Raw genomic sequence first — 19,968 nt, 5'->3', positions numbered from 1 at the left:
GCAAAAACCATGAACACAACGAACGAACTTTCCGCCGCAACGGACGTGCGCGCCCTGCGCGTGAACGGCCAACGCCTCTGGGACTCGCTGATGCAGCTCGCGCAGCTCGGCGCCACCGAGAAGGGTGGCGTGTGCCGCATCGCGCTCACCGACCTGGACCGCCAGGGCCGCGACCTCTTCACGCGCTGGGCGCGCGAGGCCGGCTGCGAGGTGCGCGTGGACGCCATCGGCAACATCTTTGCGCGCCGCGCGGGCCGCAACAACGCGCTGCCCCCCATCACGACTGGCAGCCACATCGACACGCAGCCCACGGGCGGCAAGTTCGACGGCAACTACGGCGTGCTCGCGGGGCTGGAGGTGATCCGAAGCCTGAACGACGCCGGCATCGAAACCGAAGCGCCGGTCGAGGTGGCGGTGTGGACCAACGAGGAAGGCTCGCGCTTCGTGCCCGTGATGATGGGCTCGGGCGTGTTCGCTGGCGCCTTCACGCTGGAGCACGCGCTCGCGCAGCGCGACACCGAGGGCGTGAGCGTGGCCGATGCGCTGTCGGCCATCGGCTATGCGGGCGCCGTGCCCGCCTCGGCGGCGGCGTCGCCGGTCGGCGCCTACTTCGAGGCGCACATCGAACAGGGCCCGGTGCTCGAAGCCAACGAGCGCGTCATCGGCGTGGTCGAGGGCGCGCTGGGCCAGCGCTGGTACGACGTGGTGGTGCAGGGCATGGAAGCCCACGCCGGCCCCACGCCGATGGAACTGCGAAAAGATGCGCTGCTGGCCGCCGCCGAACTCGTGGTCGAGGTGAACCGCATCGCGCTCGCACACGCGCCGCACGGGCGCGGCACGGTCGGCTGGATCGACAACTACCCGAACTCGCGCAACGTGATCCCGGGCCGCGTGAAGCTCAGCGTCGACCTGCGGGCGGCCGACGACGTGGTGCTGTCGGCCATGGACGCGGCACTGAAGGAGGCCGTGCAGCGCATCGCGACGAAGGGCAAGGTCGAGGCGACGGCCGAACAGGTCGTGTACTTCCCGCCGCAGCCGTTCACGCCCGCACTGGTCTCGGCCGTGCGCGAGGCCGCGCAGGACCAGGGCATGACATGGATGAACGTGATCAGCGGCGCCGGCCACGACGCCGTGTACCTGGCGCGCGTGTGCCCCGCGGCGATGATCTTCGTGCCCTGCCTGGACGGCATCAGCCACAACGAGATCGAGGACGCGCAGCCCGACCACCTCGAAGCCGGCTGCAACGTGCTGCTGCAGGCGATGCTGCAGAGCGCGGGAGTGGCCGCGTGAAAGCGGCGCTTCGCCGCATCGGCCTTCACTGCGTGCTGGCGATGGGCATGGTCGCGGTGTCGACGGCGGCCCTGGCGGCTGGAGAGCCGATCCTGGTCGGCCAGTCCGCGGTGCTCACCGGCCCGTTCACGCCGAACAGCCTTGCGTTCATGGAAGGCCAGACGCTGTTCCTCGACCAGTTGAACAAGGCGGGTGGCGTTGGTGGCCGGCCCGTCAAGATGATCACCTACGACGACGCCTACATGCCCGAGAAGGCGGCGGCCAATGCCGAGAAGCTGCTCGGCACGGACCGCGTCGTCTGCTTGTTTGGAACCATGGGCACGGGCATCGGCGCGGCCATGGTGCCGGTGGCGGCGAAGTACGACAGTTTCATCTTCGGCGGGCTGACCGGTGCGGCGGTGCTGCGCGGGCCGAAGGTGCCGATCTACCACGTGCGGGAGTCGTATGCCGACGAGGTCTCGCGTGTGATGAACCACCTGACGACCATCGGCGTGACGCGCATCGCCATCGTCTCCAGCGACGACGCGTACGGCAAGGGCATCGAGAAGGACGCGCTGGCCGCGCTCGAGAAGAACAGGCAGCCGGCCCTGCTGTCGCTGCGCTTCGATCCGAAGGAAAAGGACCATCCCGCCATTGCGCAGCAGGTCATCGCGAGCGGGGCGCAGGCGGTGTACGTCATCGCGGCCGGCACGCCGGCGATCAACATCATCCGCTCGCTGGTGGCCGCGCCCATCCATCCGCAGATCTACACGAACTCGGTGGCGAGCTCGTTCCTTCTGTACAAGGAACTCGGCGACAAGAGCCGCGGCATCGTGCTGTCGCAGGTGGTGCCGCCGTTCTGGAAGACACGCTTTCCCATCGTCGACGAATACCAGCGCGCGCGGAAGGCCGCGGGCAGCGAAGGCGAAGGCTCCTACCTGGGGCTGGAGGGCTACATCACGGCCAAGGCCTTTGCGGAATCGCTGCAGCGCGTGAAGGGGCCGATCACCACCGAATCGCTGCGCCGCAGCATCGAGAACTCGCCGCCCATGAACCTGAACGGCTTCACGGTCGCGTTCCGTCCCGACAACCGCAACGGCTCCAGCTTCGGTGACATCACCATGCTGGGCAGCGCCGGAAAGTTTGCCCAATGAAAGTCCTGATCGCACGTCTCAACCACGAGACCAACACCTTCTCGCCCGTGCCCACGCCGCTCGCGGCCTTCGGGCCCGACGGCCCGACCTTCGGCGCGCAGGCCTACGCCGACAACAAGGGCATGCGCACCGCGATGTCGGCCTTCATCGACCTGGCCGAAGCGGCGGGCGCGCAACTCGTCACGCCGGTGTCGGCCTCGGCCAACCCGAGCGGGCCGGTCGATGCGCAGGCCTACACCACGCTCACGCAATGCATCGTCGATGCGGCGCCGGGCTGCGACGCGATCCTGCTCGACCTGCACGGCGCGATGGTGGCGCAGAACAGCACCGACGGCGAAGGCGACCTGCTGGTGCGCCTGCGCGCCGCCGCGCCCGGCGTGCCCATCGGCGTGGCGCTGGACCTGCACGCCAACGTGACGCCCGCGATGGTGGAGAACGCCGACGTGATCGTCGGCTTCAAGACCTACCCGCACGTCGACATGTACGAGACCGGCGAGCACGCCGGCCGCCTGCTGTTCGACCTGCTGGCCGGGCGCAGCCAGCCGCACATGCGCTGGCGCCAGCTGCCGCTGATGGCGCACACGCTGCGCAGCGCCTCGTTCACCGGTGCGATGCAGCGGGCCATCGAGGCGGCGCGCGCGGCGGAGGAATCCGAGTCGCTGGCGGTGTCGATCCTGGCGGGCTTCTCGCTGTCGGACATCACGGCGCCGTGCATGAGCGTGATCGTGGTCGATGCGCAATCGCCCGCGCGCGCGCAGGCCACGGCCGACCGCATCGCGGCGCAGATGTGGGCCGAGCGCGAGGCCTTCATCTACCGCAGCGAGCCGCTGGCCGCATCGGTCGCGCGCGCGAAGCTCATCGCCGGTGGTGCCACGCGCCCGGTGCTGCTGCTCGACCATGGCGACAACTGCATGTCGGGCGGAAGCTGCGACACGATGGACGTGCTGCAGGAGGCACTGGCGCAGGGCCTGGACGGCATCGGCGTCGGGCCGCTGTGCGACCCTGAGGCAGTGGCCGCGCTGGTCGCGGCGGGCGAGGGCGCCGAAGTGACGGTGGCGCTGGGCAACAAGGTGTCGCTGGAAGGCATTGGCCTCGCGAAGACGCCCGTGCAATTGACGGGCGTCGTGCGAACGGTGAGCGACGGCGAGTACGTGATCACCGGCCCCACCTACACCGGCCAGCGCAGCAGCATGGGGCGCACCGTGCTGTTCGACATCGGCACCGCGCGCATCGTCGTCACCGAGCGCACGCAGGAGCCGTGGGACATCGGCGTGTTCGAGTGCGCCGGGCTCGACCCGCGCACCGAGCGCTTCCTGCTGCTGAAGTCACGCATGTACTGCCGGCCGGTGTTCGAGCCGCTGTCGGCGGCGCTGGTGGAGTGCGACAGCCCGGGCGTGACGAGCTCCGACTACAGCCTGTTCCCGTTCAGCCAGGTGCGCCGGCCGGTGTTTCCGCTCGACGCGAACGCGGCGATGGACGCGCCGGCATAACCTGCCACGTCATCGACGCGCGGCGCGTGCCCCGCGACCATTCCTTCACCCGCGCTGTTGCGGGTCGAACCCTCGAAAGGAACAGTCGCCATGAACACCGCCGCCCACGACGCCCATGCCATCGCCACGGGCTACATCGCCGTCTGGAACGAGACCGACGCCGCGCGCCGCGCCGCGCTCATCGACGCCGGCTGGACCGCCGACGCCCGCTATGTCGACCCCATGGCGCAGGCCAGCGGCCACGAGCAGATCAGCGCGCTGGTCGGCGCGGTGCACCAGCGCTACCCGGGCTTTCGCTTCCACCTGCTGGGCAAGGCCGAGGCGCACGGCGACAACCTGCGCTTCTCGTGGACCCTGGGCCCGAGCGGTGCCGATGACCTGATCCAGGGCACTGACTTCGCCCAGCTCGATGCGGGCAAGCTGCGCGCGGTGACGGGTTTTCTCGACCGCGTGCCCGCAGGCGCGTGATGAAGCAGGCGGGTCAGTCGCCCGCCGGCCGGCCGCGCCAGAGCTTGCGGTAGACCGTGGCGCGGCTGATGCCCAGCGTGCGCGCCGCCTCGGCCACATTGCCGCGCGCGTCGGTCACCGCCTTGCGGATCAGGGCGGTCTCCACGTCGCGCAGGCGGGGGCGGCCGTCGGTCGCGGCACCGGGCACGCCGCCATGCTCGCTGCCGCCGCGCTGGGCCCGCACCTGCACCCGCAGGCCCGACCACAGCGGCACCTCGAGCGTGGCGTCGCCGCGCCGGGCGGCGTCGAACATCATGTGCAGCGGCAACGCGAACAGGTCGTTGAAATGCAGGCCGCCCGCATGGCAGGCCAGCGGCTGGTGCAGCATCTGTCGGGCGGCCGCGTTGGCGCCGGTGACGTGGCCGGCGGCGTCGATGCACAGCAGGCCTTCGGTGGTCTCGCTGCTCGGACAGCCGGGCCAGAGCAGCCGCAGCAGCAGCTCGCAGGGTTCGCGCTGCACCAGCAGGTTCTCGATGCTGCGCGCCGACAGGGTAGCCAGGTGGCGCAGCTCGGGCCGCTCGACCACCTGCACGCCCGTGAGATCGAGCATGCCGATGCAGTCGCCCCGGGGGCCGAAGAGCGGGGCGCCGGCGCAGCTGTACACACTGGTGTCGTCAAAGAAGTGTTCACCCCTGTGCAGCCACACCGATTCCTGCTCGGCCAGCGCCGTGCCGATGGCGCTGGTGCCGATGGCGCTTTCCGACAGGTCGACGCCGATGCGCCCGATGTCGCGTGCATAGCGGGCGGCGGGGTCGGTGCCGTCGGGCAAGGTGCCCACGTCGACCACGATGCCGCGGGCGTCGGTCAGGATGGCGAAATAGCGGGTGTCGGCGATGGCGCGCGAGAGCCGTTCGATCACCGGACGCGCCGCCGTGACCAGGGCCCGGTTGCATTCCGTGACCTCGCGGCTGGCGGTGCGGCTCACGGGCTCGAAGCTCACGCGCTGCTGGGGCCGGCGGCCGGCCTCCAGGCAGCGCTGCCAGGAGCGCGTGATGCCCGGGTCGACCCGCACGCTGCCGCGCGGGCGGGGGCCGTCGCCGTCGATCAGCTCGCGGCGCGCCTGCGCAATGGCCAGCGAGCGCTCAGCAGGAGGGGGGACGGCGGAAGCGGACATCATCGTGAAAGTTCTTCTTCGCGCGGGGAGGGCTGCTTTTGCGGGCCGGCCGGTTGGCAAGCTGTTTCATTTTGAGAATTTCCCGCGCTCTGTGCAAGTGTCAAGGGTTTTTGCCTAGGATAGTGCGAAAGGGCGGCATCCAAGATGCCTCGCTGAACCAGCCATCACCTTTCACGGAGACAGCCACATGCAGGTCGCTTTCAAGGTCAACGGCCGGCCGGTCACGGTCGACGCCCCACCCAACACCTTCCTTGTGCACGCGATCCGCGAGCACCTCCACCTCACCGGCACCCACGTCGGCTGCGACACCGCCCAGTGCGGCGCCTGCACGGTCCACCTGAACGGCCGCGCGGTCAAGTCGTGCAACATCCTGGTCGCGCAGGCGGCCGGCGCCGACGTCACCACCATCGAGGGCGTGGCCGCCGCCGACGGCACCATGCACCCCATGCAGGCGGCCTTCAAGGAATGCCACGGCCTGCAGTGCGGTTTCTGCACCCCGGGCATGGTCATGAGCGCCATCGACCTGTGCACCCACCACCCCAAGTCGAGCGAATCGGAAATCCGCGAGCTGCTCGAGGGCAACCTGTGCCGGTGCACGGGCTACCAGAACATCGTCAAGGCCGTGAAGATGGGCGGCGAGGCCATGGCATCGGGCAATCCGGTGCCGACCCAGCAAACCACGGTCACGGCCTGAGGAGAGCGACATGGGCGCTTCCGACTTCTCCAACCTGCCGCACATCGGCGAGGCATTGCGGCGCAAGGAAGACTATCGCTTCCTGACCGGCGCGGGCAACTACACCGACGACATCACGCTGGCCAACCAGAGCCACGCCGTTTTCGTGCGCTCGCCGCACGCGCATGCCGTCATCAAGTCCATCGACATCGCCGAGGCCTCGAAGATGCCCGGCGTGGTCGGCATTTTCAGCGGCAAGGACATCGAAGGAAAGATGGGCGGGCTGCCCTGCGGCTGGCTCATCAACAACCCCGACGGCACCCCGATGAAGGAGCCGATGCACCCGATCCTGGCGATCAACAAGGTGCGCTACGTGGGCGACCACGTGGCCATGGTGGTGGCCGAGACGGTCGAGCAGGCCAAGAACGCGGCCGAGGCCGTGGTGGTCGACTACGACGTGCTGCCGGCCCTGGTGAGCGTGGCCGACGCCGCCAAGAAGGCCAGCGGCGTCACCCTGCACGACGAGGCGCCCGACAACCAGTGCTACAAGTGGGCGCTGGGCGACAAGGCGGCGGTCGATGCGGTGTTTGCCACGGCCGCGCACGTCACCCAGCTCGACCTGGTCAACAACCGGCTCGTGCCCAACCCGATCGAGCCGCGCGTGGCCATCGGCAGCTACGCCCGTGGCACCGACGACTACACGCTCTACGTGTCGAACCAGAACCCGCACGTCGAGCGCCTGCTGATGACGGCCTTCGTGCTGGGCCTGCCCGAGCACAAGGTGCGCGTGATCGCGCCCGACGTGGGCGGCGGCTTCGGCTCCAAGATCTTCCTGTACGCCGAAGACGTGTGCCTGACCTGGGCCGCCAAGCAGCTCAACCGCAACATCAAGTGGACGGCGGAGCGCTCGGAGTGTTTCCTGTCCGATGCGCACGGCCGCGACCATGTGAGCCACGCCGAAATGGCGATGGACAAGGACGGCAAGTTCCTGGCCATGCGGGTGCACACCGACGCCAACCTGGGCGCCTACCTGTCGACCTTCTCGACGGCAGTGCCGACCATCTTGTACGCCACGCTGCTGGCGGGCCAGTACACCACGCCGCAGATCTACGTCGAGGTCGATGCCTGGTTCACCAACACCTCGCCGGTCGACGCGTACCGCGGGGCTGGGCGGCCCGAGGCCACCTACCTGCTGGAGCGCCTGGTGTCGCGCTGCGCCTGGGAAATGAACCTGGGCCAGGACGAGATCCGCAAGCGCAACTTCATCATCAGCTTCCCGTACCAGACGCCCGTAGCGCTGCAGTACGACACCGGCGACTTCCATGCCTGCATGGACAAGGCGCGGGTGCTGGCCGAGGTCGACGGCTACGCCGCGCGCAAGGCGGCGACCGAGGCCAAGGGCAAGCTGCGCGGCATGGGCTATTCGAGCTACATCGAGGCCTGCGGCATCGCGCCGTCGAACATCGCGGGGGCGCTCGGCGCGCGCGCGGGCCTGTTCGAATGCGGCGAGATCCGCGTGCACCCGACCGGCAGCGTGACGGTGTTCACCGGCTCGCACAGCCACGGCCAGGGCCATGAAACCACCTTCGCGCAGGTCGTGGCCGCGCGCCTGGGCATTCCGGTCGAGAACGTCGACGTGGTGCACGGCGACACCGGCCGCGTGCCCTTCGGCATGGGCACCTACGGCTCGCGCTCCATCTCGGTGGGCGGCGCGGCCATCATGAAGGCGCTCGACAAGATCGAGACCAAGGCCAAGAAGATCGCCGCGCACCTCATGGAGGCGAGCGACGCCGACATCGAGTTCGCCAACGGCGAGTTCACGGTCAAGGGCACCGACAAGAAGATCCCGTTCGGCCAGGTGGCGCTCACGGCCTACGTGCCGCACAACTACCCGCTCGACAAGCTCGAGCCGGGCCTGAACGAAACCGCCTTCTACGACCCGACCAACTTCACCTTCCCGGGCGGCACCTACATCTGCGAGGTCGAGATCGACAAAGAGACTGGCGAAGTAAAGGTCGACCGCTTCACCGCGGTGGACGACTTCGGCACCATCATCAACCCGATGATCGTCGAGGGCCAGGTGCACGGCGGGCTGGTGCAGGGCATCGGCCAGGCGCTGCTCGAGAACTGCGTGTACGACAACGAAACCGGCCAGCTGCTCACCGGCAGCTTCATGGACTACGCCATGCCGCGCGCCGGCGACTTCCCGCAGTTCAAGCTCGACACCGTCTGCACCCCCTGCACCCACAACCCGCTGGGCACCAAGGGCTGCGGCGAGGCGGGCGCCATCGGGTCGCCGCCGGCGGTCATCAACGCCGTGCTCGATGCGCTGGCGCCGCTGGGCGTCAAGGATTTCGACATGCCCGCTTCGTCCAGCCGCGTCTGGGAAGCGATGCAGGCCGCCGCCAAGCCCTGAACGACACAAGAAATAACAGAGAAGGAATCACCCCATGTATGCCTTCACACTCGAACGGCCCGCCAGCGTGGCGGACGCGGCCCGGCTCATCGCCGCGGGCGGCAAGCCACTGGCCGGCGGACAGACCCTGCTGGCCTCGATGAAGCTGCGGCTGTCGGCGCCCGAGCAGCTCGTCGACCTCGGCGGCATCAAGGAACTCACCGGCATCAAGAAGGACGGCGGCGCGATCACGCTCGGCGCCATGTCGCGCCACCTCGACGTGGCGAACAACGCCGACGTGAAGGCCGCGTACCCCGCGCTGGCCGACCTCGCGTCGCGCATCGGCGACCGGCAGGTGCGCGCGATGGGCACCGTCGGCGGCTCGGTGGCCAACAACGACCCGGCGGCGTGTTACCCGAGCGCGGTGCTGGCCTCGGGCGCGACCATCGTCACCTCGAAGCGCGAGATTGCAGCCGACGACTTCTTCCAGGGCCTGTTCACCACGGCACTCGAAGAAGACGAGCTGATCGTCGCCATCCGCTTCCCGATTCCGAAGCGCGCGGTGTACGAGAAGCTGCGCCAGAAGGCCTCGAACTTCCCGCTGGTCGGCATCTTCCTGGCGCAGTACGACAGCGGCGTGCGCGTGGCCGTCACCGGCGCGGGCAACGGCGTGTTCCGTCACGCCGGGCTCGAGGATGCGCTCAACAAGAGCTTCACCGCCGCGTCCGCCGCGGCCGTGAAGATCGACGCGAGCGACCTCAACAGCGACCTGCATGCCTCGGCCGCCTACCGCGCGAACCTGATCAGCGTGCTGACCCAGCGCGCCGTGACCAAAGCACTCGGCTGAAGCAGCCCAGCGCCGCCGCCCACCGGAAGGCGCGACACCCTCGCGTCTTCCGCTACGCTTGCCCATGATCTTCCCGACCATCGACGCCCTTTCCGACGGCTTGCGGCAGGCCGGCTACTTTGCTGACCGCCGCCTGGCCACCGCGGTGTTCCTCGCCCTCAAGCTGCAGCGCCCGCTGCTGCTCGAAGGCGAGCCCGGCGTCGGCAAGACCGAGCTGGCCAAGGCACTGTCGACGGCCCTGAACCGCGAGCTGCTGCGCCTGCAGTGCTACGACGGCATGGAGCAGCGCGAGGCGCTCTACGAATGGAACTACGCCGCGCAGCTGCTGCACATGCGCGCGGCCGAAGCCACCGGGGCGGCGCGCGACGTGGAGGCCGAGGTCTACCAGCCGCACTACCTGATCCGCCGCCCGCTGCTGCAAGCGCTGCAGACGCCGGCGCCCGGCTCGGTGCTGCTGATCGACGAGGTCGACCGCGCCGACGAGCCCTTCGAAGCCTTCCTGCTCGAGTACCTGGGCGAGTACCAGGTCAGCATTCCCGAGCTGGGTACCGTGCGCGCTGTGGTGCCGCCCGTCACCTTGCTCACCAGCAACCGCACGCGCGAGCTGAACGACGCCGTGAAGCGGCGCTGCCTTTATCACTGGCTCGACTACCCCGAGCGCGAGCGCGAACTCGCCATCGTGCGCGCGCAGGTGCCGCAGGCCGGCGAGGCGCTGTCGGCACAGGTGGCGGCGTTTGTCGCGCGACTGCGTTCGGCGCCGTTCGCCAACGCCTTCCAGCGCGCGCCCGGCATCGCCGAAAGCGTGGAGTGGGCGCGGGCGCTCATCGCGCTCGACACTGTCGAACTCGACCCCGAGGTCGTCGTCGACACCGCCGGCATCCTCTTCAAGCAGCGCGACGACGTGGCGGCGCTGACGCACGAGCTGGCCTCCGACCTGCTGAGGCCCGAGGAACCGCTCGCGAGCTGAGCGAGGCCGAGGCACCTACATGGCCGGCATCCAGCAACTCGGCGACGTGCGCAGCGGCAAGCTGGCGGGCAACATCGCCGCCTTCGGCCGCGCACTGCGCCGCGCCGGCGTGCGCACCGACGCCATGCGCATCGCGCTCGCCACCGAGGCGGCCACGCTGGTCGGCGTCGAAGACAAGCTCGACCTGGGCGCCGCCATGGAAGCCGTGATGGTCAGCCGCGAGCAGGACCGGCTGGTGTTCCGCGAACTCTTCGACGCATGGTTCCGCGACCCCGAGCTGGCCAACAAGCTGCTCGCCCAGATGCTGCCCAGCGCCGAGGGCAAGGCCGAGCCCTCCAAGCGCCGCCCGCGCGTGCGCGAGGCACTGAGCCCGCCGCGCGATGCCGTGAAGCCCGCGGCGCCAACGAAGCCCGACGAGGAAATCAAGTTCGACGCCGCCATGACGGCCAGCGACCGCCAGCGGCTGCAGCATGCCGACTTCAATGCGCTGGGCGCGGCCGAGTACCGGCTGGTCGAGCGGTTGGCGCGCGACATCCGCTTGCCGGTGCCCGAACTGCCTGCGCGCCGCCTGCGCCCGGCGGGCGATGCCGGCCGTGCGCACGCGCGCATGCACTGGCCCGGTGTGCTGCACGAGGCGGCCCGCACCGGCGGCGAGATCCTGCGCCTGCCCCGGCTGGCGCGGCGCGAGCAGCCTCTGCCGCTGCTGGTGCTGGTCGACGTGTCGGGCTCGATGGAGCGCTACGCCCGCCTGCTGCTGGCCTTCCTGCATGCCGCCACGCGGCGAGCCGGCCGACGCGACGTGTTCGCCTTCGGCACGCGGCTGACCGACCTCACGCCGGCCTTCCGGCTGGCCGACACCGACGCCATGCTGGGGGCCGCCAGCCTGGCCATCGACGACTTCGCAGGCGGCACGCGGCTGGGCGGTTCGCTGGCCGAGCTGCGCCAGTCGCATGCACGCCGGCTCATCGGCCGCCGCACGCTGGTGCTGGTGATCAGCGACGGCCTCGACACAGGTGAGCCCGCCTTGCTCGAGACCGAGTTGCAGTGGCTGAAGCGCCATTCGCGCCGGCTGCTGTGGCTCAACCCGCTGCTGCGCTTCGAGGGCTACGCCCCTCTGGCGCGTGGGGCTGCCGTGCTGCACCGCCATGCGGACGCGATGCTGGCGGTCCACAATCTGAATGCACTCGAACAGCTGGCCGCCAGCCTGGCCGCGCTGATGCGCGCCAGTCGCTAGGACCGGACTCAGGAAGGAACAAAGGAAACCCACCATGGAAATGCTCGGAAACCGCCGCCTCGGCGTCACCCAACAACAGGCCTGGGACGCGCTCAACGATCCCGAGACGCTCAAGAAGTGCATCCCCGGCTGCGACAAGTTCGAGCTCACGGGCGACAACACCTACAGCGTGGCGCTGGCCGTGAAGATCGGCCCGGTGTCGGCCAAGTTCAGCGGCAAGGTGATGCTGTCGGACATCGTCGCGCCCGACGGCTACAAGCTCACCTTCGAGGGGCAGGGCGGCGTGGCGGGGTTTGCCAAGGGCTCGTCGAGCGTGTCGCTCAAGCCAGTGGCCGTGGCCGACAGCGCACCCACCGCAGAGGGCGCACCTGCTGCCGAAGCCGCCCCCGTGGCCGCCGCGCCCGCCGGCTGCGAACTCGACTACACCGTGCAGGCCCAGGTCGGCGGCAAGATCGCCCAGCTCGGCCAGCGTCTGATCGACGGCGCGGCCAAGTCCACCGCCGACGATTTCTTCAAGCGCTTCGAGGCCGAGATGCAAAGCCGCTACGGCCCGCCGCCCGCACCGCCCGCGGAAGCGGCGGCCGAGGCGCCCGCCGAAAAGGCCGGCGTGATGTCGGGCCTCATGAAGAAGATGGGCTTCGGCAAGAAGGACGGTGACGACGCCGCCACCCCGGGCGACGCCGCCTGACAACGCACAAGGCTTCGCCATGGAAAACCTCGACGTCATGGTGCTGCGCACGCTGCGCGACTGGCGGCGTGCCGGCAAGCGCGCGCTGCTGACCACCGTGGTGCGCACCTGGGGCTCGTCGCCGCGGCCCGTGGGCTCGATCATGGCGCTGGCCGAGGACGGCGCCGTGGTCGGCTCGGTCTCGGGCGGCTGCATCGAGGACGACCTCATCGCGCGCTACAGCCATGCCCACGGCAAGGGCGAAGACGTGCCGCTGGGCGCGCCGCCCGCGCTCGTCAAGTACGGCATCACGGCCGACGAGGCGCACCGCTTCGGGCTGCCCTGCGGCGGCACGCTCGAGCTGCTGCTCGAATACGCGCCCGACGCCGACGCGCTCGACACGCTGGTCGCCGAACTCGAACGCGGCAAGCTCATGCGCCGCACGGTGACGCTGGCCACCGGCGCGGTGCGGCTGGCCGAGGCGACCGCGCCCGACGAGCTCACGGTGAACGACACCGAGCTCACCAACACCTTCGGCCCCGAGTACCGCATGCTGCTGATCGGCGCCGGCCAGCTCGCCGAGTACCTGGCGACCATGGCCAAGTTCAGCGGCTTCGCCGTGACGCTGTGCGACCCGCGCGCCGAGTACCGCACCGCGTGGACGCTGTCCGGCGTGACGATCACCACCGAGATGCCTGACGACGCCGTGCTGGCCTTCAAGCCCGACCGCCGCAGCTGCGTGGTCGCGCTCACGCACGACCCCAAGCTCGACGACCTCGCGCTACTCGAAGCGCTGCAGAGCGAGGCCTTCTACGTGGGCGCCATCGGTTCGCGCCGCAACGCCGACGCGCGGCGCGACCGCATGATCGAGCACTTCGACCAGACGGCCGAGTCGCTCGCGCGCCTGCGCGGGCCCATCGGCATCTTCATCGGCAGCAAGACGCCGCCCGAGATCGCGGTGAGCGTGATGGCGGAAATCCTGGCGGTGAAGAACGCGGTGACCTTGCCGCGCGAAGTGGAAGTGGCGCGCGCCAAGGAAATCCAGCAGCTGCAACCCAGCTGAGCTGAACGGACCTGCTGCGCGGGGCTCAGTCCACGCCCAGCAGGTCGTAGATGCGGCGCACGTACTCGCCGAACTCCGGGCTGGTCTTCACGTGCAGCTTGCGCGGCTCGGGCAGGTCGATGCGGAAGAAGTCGGCCATGCGCGCCGGCCCGGCCGTGAGCACCGCGCAGTGCGAGCCCAGGAACACCGCCTCCTGGATGCTGTGCGTGACCACGATGAAGGTCTTGCGGCTGCGCTCCCAGATGCGCAGCATCTCCAGGTTCATCTTCTCGCGCGTGAGCGCATCGAGCGCGCCGAAGGGCTCGTCCATCAGTACCAGCTTCGGGTCGTGGATGAGCGCGCGTGCGATGGCCGCGCGCTGCTGCATGCCGCCCGAGAGTTCGTAGGGCAGCTTGTCGGCGAAGCCCGTGAGGCCGACCATGTCGAGCAGCTCGTGCGCGCGCGCCTTGGCAGCCTTGCGGTCCAGCCCGAGGATGTCGGCGGGCAGCAGCACGTTCTCGAGAATCGTGCGCCACTTCAGCAGCAGCGGTTGCTGGAACACCATGCCGACGTCGCGGCCCGGGTTGAAGCCTGTACCGTTTGCCCCGCCGGGACCGCCGATCTCGAGCGTGCCGCCGTCGTGGCCGTGCAGGCCCGACAGGATCTTCAGCAGCGTCGACTTGCCGCAGCCCGAGGGACCGACCAGCGAGATCATGTCGCCCGCATGCACGTCCATCGTGACGTCGGAGACGGCGAGGAATTCTTCGTTGCGCTTGCGGTAGACCTTGCGCAGCTGCCGCATGCGGATCAGCGGCGCCTCCTGCGCGGGCGCGAGTACGGCGCTCATGCCAGCCACCGTGCCAGGTTGTCGCGCACGAAGGCGTCGTCGGCCAGGTCGCCGTGCTGGCGGTAGACGCGGTCGATCTCCGCCGATTGGCCCTGGCCCAGGCCTTCTTCGGGATCGAGGCACCAGATGCCTTCGAGCAGGCCCTGGCGCCGCAACACCTCGTGGCAGCCCGCGATGCAGCCGTGGAAGTTGTTCGCCACGTCGAAGAAGGCGGCGTTGCAGTCGGTCACGCGCGAGTCGAGCGCGAGCAGGGCGGGGCTCAGCGCGCCGCCGCTGGCGGCCAGCTCGGCCTTGATCTGCTGCAGCTGGTGCACCGCACTCGACGTCCACACCGACCAGTGGCCCAGCAGGCCGCCACGGAAGCGCACCTGCACGGGCGCGCCGTCGCGCATCGCGGCAAAGGGCAGCGCCAGGTCGAGCACGATGTGGTCGTCGTTGCCGGTGTAGAGGAACACGCGCTCCTCGGCGCGCGCGTCGACCAGCCCGCGCACCACGTCGATGCTGCGGTAGCGGTTGAAGGGCGCGACCTTGATCGCCAGCGCGTTCGGAATGAGCGCGAAGCGGCGCCAGAAGTCGCTCGACAGGATCGGGCCGCCGACCACGGTCTGCAGGTAGAAACCGATCAGCGGAATCTCCTGTGCCACCGCCTCGCAATGGGCGATGAGCGCGTCTTCTGATGCGCCGGCCAGCGCCGCGAGGCTCAGCAGGCCCGCGTGATAGCCCAGCGAGACAGCGGTGCGCGCCTCGGCCTGCGCCTGCGCGGTCGGGCCGCACAGGCCCGCGATCATCGCCATCGGGCGGTCGTTCCAGGTCAGTCGGTCCTGCATCGCGGCCTCGAGCACGGTGGCGTACAGGCCGCGCTCGCGGATCGCGAACTGCGTGGTGTGCACGCCCACCGCGAGGCCGCCCACGCCGGCATCGACGTAGTAGCGCGTGAGCACGCGCTGACGCTGGCGGTCGAACTGGCGATCGGCGTCGAGCGCGAGCGGATGCGCCGGGATGACGGTGCCTTGCGACAGCAGCGCAAGCACGTCGGCGGGAAGGTCGGAGCGGTTCAGTGGCATGGGCGAAGGTCCTCAGGCGAACTCGGGGCCGGCGATGGCGTGGATGAAGGCGGGGTGTCCGGTGGGCGGCTGCGCGCTCTCGCGCGTGGCCAGCGCCATGCGCGCGAAGCTGCGCTGCGGTGTGAAGCCGGCGGCGCGCAATGCGGCGGTCATGGCCTTGCGGCCGTCGGGCACGTCGATGTAGATGCGGCCGCCGATGCCGCGTGCGGCTTGCGTCAGCAGCGCGGCGGCGACGGCTTCATCGGACGACAGCAGCGGCCCGATGTGGTGCGCGGTGCGGCCGGTGCGCACGAGGCCGAAGCCCAGGCCGTTGCGCACGCAGCGGCTGTCGTCGCGCCCGAGCAGGTCGGCGAGCACGGCGGGGCGCGCGAAACCCAGCGCCTGCGCGTCGAGCGCGGCGAGGTTGTCGAGGGCTGGCTTGTCCGTGGCGAGCGATGCGGTGGCGGGCGCGGCCTCGCGCTGCCAGCGCGTGAGCCGCCACAGCGGCGTGAAGCCGAAGCTCGCATAGAGCGGCTCGCCCTGCGGCGTGGCGTCGAGCATGGCGACGAGGCCGGCGGCCTTCACCTGGTCGAGGCAGCGCGCGAACACCGCGCGGCCCAGGCCTTGTCCGCGCGCGGCAGGCATCACGAGGATCATGCTGATCCAGGCCACGCCTTCCATCGGCAGTACCGCGCCGCTGGCGATGAGCTGGCCTTCGCCGTCACGCACGCCATGCACCGTGCCGAGCCGCTCGAACAGCCGCCAGTCGTGCGCGGTCTGGTTCCAGCCGCTCGCGGCGACCAGCGCGTCGAGCATCGGGGCGATGCCGGGCGTGATCGATGCGAGGGTGTCGACGACGGGCGCAGTCATGACTCTTTCAGGAATACCGCGGAACCGGCTTTGCCGGGCCGCTGGTATTGCCCCCGGCGAGGGGGAAGGAGGCCACACGAAGTGGGCAAGCCTGGGGGAGCATCAATATTTCCCGTCGCGGGATTCGAACTTCGTGGGCTTGCCGTACTGGCGCTGCTCGCGCGAGATCCAGTCAGCCACCCAGCGGATCTGCTGCGCCAGCGGCACGCGCGGGTAGCCGAACAGGCGCTCGGCTTCGCCGGTGTTCATGAGCCAGGCAGTAGGCGCCTCTTGTCCGGCGATCGTCACGGGCTTGCCGAACTGGCGCGCGAATTCTTCAGCAAGCCAGCGGATCGACGTCGTCTCGGGCCCGCTCACGTTCAGCGGCGAGGTCGGCACGGTGGCCACCGCGAGGCAGCGCAGCGCCTGCGCGTTCGCGTCGCCCTGCCAGATCACGTTGACGTGGCCCATGGTCACGTCGACCGGCTCGCCGCGCCACACCTTGAGCGCCACGTCGGCCAGCACGCCGTAGCGCAGGTCGATGGCGTAGCTCAGGCGAAACAGGCGGCCCGGCGTGCCGTGGCGCTGCGAGAAGTACTCGAACATGCGCTCGCGGCCCACGCACGAGTTGGCGTATTCGCCGGGCGGGTTGGGCGCGTCGCTCTCGCTCGCGCCCTGGCTGGTCACGGGCACGAAGGGGTACACGCAGGCGGTCGAGAAGGCAACGATGCGCGAGGCATGGAAGTGCTCGGCCACCAGCGCCGGCACGTGCGCGTTCATGGCCCAGGTCAGCGGGTTGTCGGCGTCGGCGCCGAACTTGCGCCCGGCCATGAAGACCACGTTGGCGCACGGCGGCAGCGCGGCGATGGCGGCGCGGTCGAGCAGGTCGCAGGCGATGGTCTCGATGCCGTGTGCTTCGAGCGCTTCGCGCACGCCGGCTTCGCTGAAGCGGGCGACGGCGATCACGCGGCGACCGGGCATCGCGTTCTTGGCGAGGCGGGCCAGCGTCGGGCCCATCTTGCCGCCTACGCCGAGGATCATCAGGTCGCCGTCGAGGCGGGCCATGTCGCGCACGAGGTCGCGCGAGGGCGTGGCCAGGTAGTCTTCAAGCGCGGCTTCGCTCTCGAAGCGCTCGGGAAAGGGCAGGTCGTCGAGGACAGGCGTGGAGGTCATTGGATTCTTGCGTCCTGGGTGATGAAGAGGCGCTCCAGCAGAAGCACCAGCAGATAGAGCAGCACGCCCAGGCCCGTGATGAGCAGCACGGCCATGAAGACCGCGGGCGTGTCCAGCGAGGCCTGGACCTGGATCATCAGATAGCCCAGGCCGCGTTCCGAAGCGATGAACTCGCCCACCACCGCGCCCGCCACGGCGAGGATGGTGGCGACCTTCATGCCCGAGAACACGTACGGCAGCGAGCCCGGCAGCTGGATGTAGCGAAACAGCTGCCAGCGCGAACCCTTGAGCGCGCGCACGAGGTCGAGCAGCTCGGGCTCGGTCTCGTTCAGGCCGCGGATGGTGGTCAGCAGGATCGGAAAGAAGCACAGGCTGAACGTGATCAGGATGTTCGGCCCGATGCCGTAGCTGAACCACACGATCACCAGCGGCCCCATCGCCACCTTGGGAATCATGTTGAGCGTGACCAGCAGCGGGAACACCAGCAGCATCAGCCGCTTGCTGGTGATGAAGAGCAGCGCGCAAAGAATGCCGAGCACCAGCCCCAGCGCGTAACCGCCGAACACTTCGAGCGCGGTGACGCCGGTGTTCTTGAGCCAGCTGTAGTTCGGATTGGCCAGCGTGGCCAGCACCTTCGAGGGCGCCGGCAGGATGAAGGGCTGGATCGCGAAGACCCGCACCGCGAGCTCCCACAGCACGATGCCCGCCAGGTGCACCGCGACCACGAGGGACCAGCGCTGCCATTCGGGGCGCTCGCCCGACGAGGGCGCAGGTGCGAGGGGCGCCAGAGCGCCATCAGGTGCCGTCATCTCAATTCCTGGGTCTAGGAAGCAATGCGGCGAATCATAGGAGTCGCTGCGACCCGAGTCAACCAACTAGTTGATAATTTTCATGCGACGGCTTTGTCAGGCCGCAAGGCATTGAGCGCGAACTCGATCACGTGCCGGCGCCGCTGCAGCAGCGCGCCGCGCGCATCGAGCGGCTTGCCGAAGATGGCCGACAGCGTGTGGTTGTTGGAGAAGAAGAAGTACGAGATGCCGGCGATCGAGATGTAGAGGTTGATCGCGTCGAAGTCGGGCCGGAACACGCCGGCCGCCACGCCGCGCTCGAGCGTGGCCTCGAGCATCTCGATGAAGGGCGAGTGCATCTTCTGCAGCCGCTCCGACTCGCGCAGGTGCGCGCCGTGGTTGCGGTTCTCGTCGGCCAGCAGCGCGATGAACTCGGGGTGCTCGGCCAGGTAGTCGAACGAGAAGGCCACCAGCTGCTTCATGGCCTCCAGCGGCTCCAGCGCGTCGAGCGTGAGCTTCTGTTCCTTCTCGCGGATCTCGGCATAGACCGATTCGAGCGCGACCAGGTACAGCCCCTGCTTGCTGTCGAAGTAGTGGTACACGAGCTGCTTGTTGACGCCGGCGTTGGCGGCGATCTCGTCGACGCGCGCGCCCGCGAAGCCCTTGGTGGCGAACTCGGCCACTGCAGCGGCGATGAGGGCCTGCTTGGCGGCGACGGGATCGCGCTCGCGTTTCGTGGCGACGGCGGTGCGGGCGGGCTTGGTGGCGGTCATGGTGTTTTTGAATCTCCCGGCAGTGGCAACGCAGTCTGGATGATCTGGATTGCCTGTCAACCAAACAGTTGGTAATATGAATTTCAGAACCTGTTTTTACCTTCTTTTGGAGTGTTCCGCATGAAAAAGCTGTTGTCGGCCGCCGGCGCCACCGCCTTGCTCATGGCTTCGGCCCCTGCCGCGTTCGCGGCCGATGCCATGAGCCTGATGCTCAACTGGACACCCACGGCCGATCATGCGCCGATCTATTTCGCGAAGGCCAAGGGCTGGTACACCGAGGCGGGCATCGACCTGAACATCGAGGCCGGCAAGGGCTCGGCCGTCTCGGCGCAGCGCGTGGGCACCGGCGGCAGCGACCTGGGCATTTCCGACCTGCCCACCACGATCCAGGCCAAGGGCAAGGGCGCCGACGTGAAGGCCGTGATGGTCATCTACGCCAACAGCCCGCAGGGCTTCTACTGGCTCAAGTCGTCGGGCATCAATGGCCCGAAGGACTTCGCGGGCCGAAAGATCGGCAACCCGCCCGGCGACGCCGCGCGCCTCATGTGGCCGGCCTTCGCCAAGAAGGTGGGGCTCGACCCGGCCAGCGTGACCTTCGTCAACGTGAGCCCGCAGGCCAAGGTGGCGGCGCTGAAGAGCAAGTCGGTCGACATCATCAGCGACTTCTACAACGAGCACGACCTGAAGGCGCGCGAGTTCGGCGCCGACCTGGGCTTTCAGCCGTGGCGCGATGCGGGCGTGAACGTGTATGGCAACTCGCTGATCGTGAACGGCCCGTACCTCGCGAAGAACCCCGGCCAGGTGAAGAAGTTCGTCGCCGTGACCCAGCGCGCCTACGACGCCTGCGTGAAGAGCTTCGAGCCCTGCCTGCAGGCGCTGCAGGCCAGCGTGAGCGGCCTCACGCCCGACAACCAGCGCGACCAGTGGAATCGCATCAAGCAGTTGATGCGCGACGACACCACCACCAAGGTGGCGCTCGGTGCCTTCGACGGTGCGCGTGTGAAGGCCGACTACGAGCTCGTGTCTTCGCTGATCGGCATCGACAAGGCCTACGACCCCGCGACGCTCTTTACCAACGAGTTCCTCGACAAGGGCGTGCGCATGGCGCCCAACTGAGGCAAGGAGAAGGAGGGAGC

The 19,968-nt window shown here is 69.2% G+C and carries 19 protein-coding genes; 12 read left to right on the top strand and 7 right to left on the bottom strand.

Annotated features, from left to right (window positions below; all coding sequences use genetic code 11):
• The first annotated feature begins 9 nt into the window (after positions 1 to 9).
• The 4 genes from AC1RLW_RS16950 (at position 10) to AC1RLW_RS16935 (ending at position 4,381) form a co-directional block, all read left to right on the top strand.
• A complete protein-coding gene (locus tag AC1RLW_RS16950) occupies positions 10 to 1,290 on the top strand; it encodes a Zn-dependent hydrolase (protein ID WP_493194074.1) in 1,281 nt (426 codons plus the stop codon).
• Positions 1,287 to 2,423, top strand: a complete 1,137-nt coding sequence (locus AC1RLW_RS16945; protein WP_493194073.1) for an ABC transporter substrate-binding protein — start codon at positions 1,287 to 1,289, stop codon at positions 2,421 to 2,423. Before AC1RLW_RS16950 ends, AC1RLW_RS16945 begins: the two co-directional genes overlap by 4 nt.
• Complete coding sequence (locus tag AC1RLW_RS16940; protein WP_493194071.1) at positions 2,420 to 3,913, top strand: M81 family metallopeptidase; 1,494 nt, start codon at positions 2,420 to 2,422, stop codon at positions 3,911 to 3,913. Before AC1RLW_RS16945 ends, AC1RLW_RS16940 begins: the two co-directional genes overlap by 4 nt.
• Before the next feature lie 90 nt (positions 3,914 to 4,003).
• Positions 4,004 to 4,381, top strand: coding sequence for a nuclear transport factor 2 family protein (locus AC1RLW_RS16935; RefSeq protein WP_095744324.1), 378 nt, complete (start codon positions 4,004 to 4,006; stop codon positions 4,379 to 4,381).
• Between the two features lie 13 nt (positions 4,382 to 4,394).
• Here AC1RLW_RS16935 and AC1RLW_RS16930 read toward each other — a convergent pair whose 3' ends face one another.
• Positions 4,395 to 5,534 carry a helix-turn-helix domain-containing protein gene (locus AC1RLW_RS16930; protein WP_493194675.1) on the bottom strand — a complete coding sequence of 380 codons (1,140 nt, stop codon included), beginning with the start codon at positions 5,532 to 5,534 and terminating at the stop codon, positions 4,395 to 4,397.
• A gap of 187 nt (positions 5,535 to 5,721) precedes the next feature.
• On the opposite strand from AC1RLW_RS16930, the gene AC1RLW_RS16925 reads away from it, so the two are divergent.
• From AC1RLW_RS16925 to AC1RLW_RS16895, 7 genes are all read left to right on the top strand, one after another.
• Entirely contained in the window at positions 5,722 to 6,228 is a 507-nt protein-coding gene (locus AC1RLW_RS16925) for a (2Fe-2S)-binding protein (protein ID WP_062468730.1), read from the top strand.
• A gap of 10 nt (positions 6,229 to 6,238) precedes the next feature.
• The gene (locus tag AC1RLW_RS16920; protein ID WP_493194069.1) at positions 6,239 to 8,623 is read left to right on the top strand and encodes a xanthine dehydrogenase family protein molybdopterin-binding subunit; all 2,385 of its coding nucleotides are present in this window, start codon (positions 6,239 to 6,241) and stop codon (positions 8,621 to 8,623) included.
• A 34-nt stretch (positions 8,624 to 8,657) separates the two neighbouring features.
• Complete coding sequence (locus tag AC1RLW_RS16915; protein ID WP_095744326.1) at positions 8,658 to 9,449, top strand: FAD binding domain-containing protein; 792 nt, start codon at positions 8,658 to 8,660, stop codon at positions 9,447 to 9,449.
• A 64-nt stretch (positions 9,450 to 9,513) separates the two neighbouring features.
• Positions 9,514 to 10,416 (top strand): AAA family ATPase, encoded by a 903-nt coding sequence (locus AC1RLW_RS16910; RefSeq protein ID WP_493194068.1) that lies wholly within the window; start codon positions 9,514 to 9,516, stop codon positions 10,414 to 10,416.
• 19 nt (positions 10,417 to 10,435) lie between these two features.
• Positions 10,436 to 11,650, top strand: coding sequence for a vWA domain-containing protein (locus tag AC1RLW_RS16905; RefSeq protein ID WP_492684893.1), 1,215 nt, complete (start codon positions 10,436 to 10,438; stop codon positions 11,648 to 11,650).
• A gap of 34 nt (positions 11,651 to 11,684) precedes the next feature.
• Positions 11,685 to 12,338: an SRPBCC family protein gene (locus AC1RLW_RS16900; RefSeq protein WP_493194067.1), complete on the top strand. Its 654-nt coding sequence runs from the start codon at positions 11,685 to 11,687 to the stop codon at positions 12,336 to 12,338.
• 19 nt (positions 12,339 to 12,357) lie between these two features.
• A complete protein-coding gene (locus AC1RLW_RS16895) occupies positions 12,358 to 13,380 on the top strand; it encodes an XdhC family protein (protein ID WP_062468715.1) in 1,023 nt (340 codons plus the stop codon).
• 25 nt (positions 13,381 to 13,405) lie between these two features.
• Here AC1RLW_RS16895 and AC1RLW_RS16890 read toward each other — a convergent pair whose 3' ends face one another.
• The 6 genes from AC1RLW_RS16890 to AC1RLW_RS16865 all read right to left on the bottom strand — a co-directional run bounded on the left by AC1RLW_RS16890 (position 13,406) and on the right by AC1RLW_RS16865 (position 18,832).
• A complete protein-coding gene (locus AC1RLW_RS16890) occupies positions 13,406 to 14,206 on the bottom strand; it encodes an ABC transporter ATP-binding protein (RefSeq protein WP_493194065.1) in 801 nt (266 codons plus the stop codon).
• Positions 14,203 to 15,270, bottom strand: a complete 1,068-nt coding sequence (locus AC1RLW_RS16885) for a dihydrodipicolinate synthase family protein (RefSeq protein WP_493194063.1) — start codon at positions 15,268 to 15,270, stop codon at positions 14,203 to 14,205. Before AC1RLW_RS16885 ends, AC1RLW_RS16890 begins: the two co-directional genes overlap by 4 nt.
• 12 nt (positions 15,271 to 15,282) lie before the next feature.
• Entirely contained in the window at positions 15,283 to 16,119 is an 837-nt protein-coding gene (locus AC1RLW_RS16880) for a GNAT family N-acetyltransferase (protein WP_493194061.1), read from the bottom strand.
• A gap of 102 nt (positions 16,120 to 16,221) precedes the next feature.
• Entirely contained in the window at positions 16,222 to 17,271 is a 1,050-nt protein-coding gene (locus tag AC1RLW_RS16875; RefSeq protein ID WP_493194059.1) for an NAD-dependent epimerase/dehydratase family protein, read from the bottom strand.
• A complete protein-coding gene (locus AC1RLW_RS16870; protein WP_493194058.1) occupies positions 17,268 to 18,080 on the bottom strand; it encodes an ABC transporter permease in 813 nt (270 codons plus the stop codon). Before AC1RLW_RS16870 ends, AC1RLW_RS16875 begins: the two co-directional genes overlap by 4 nt.
• Positions 18,081 to 18,160: 80 nt before the next feature.
• Positions 18,161 to 18,832, bottom strand: coding sequence for a TetR family transcriptional regulator (locus tag AC1RLW_RS16865; RefSeq protein ID WP_447742337.1), 672 nt, complete (start codon positions 18,830 to 18,832; stop codon positions 18,161 to 18,163).
• A 120-nt stretch (positions 18,833 to 18,952) separates the two neighbouring features.
• Here AC1RLW_RS16865 and AC1RLW_RS16860 point away from each other — a divergent pair, with 120 nt between their 5' ends.
• Positions 18,953 to 19,948, top strand: coding sequence for an ABC transporter substrate-binding protein (locus AC1RLW_RS16860; protein ID WP_167394993.1), 996 nt, complete (start codon positions 18,953 to 18,955; stop codon positions 19,946 to 19,948).
• The last annotated feature ends 20 nt before the right edge of the window (positions 19,949 to 19,968 follow it).

It is taken from the genome of Variovorax sp. GW822-FHT04A09 (assembly GCF_058801005.1).
Note: the sequence above shows the minus strand (reverse complement) of the source record. Positions and strands in the feature narration are given on the sequence as shown.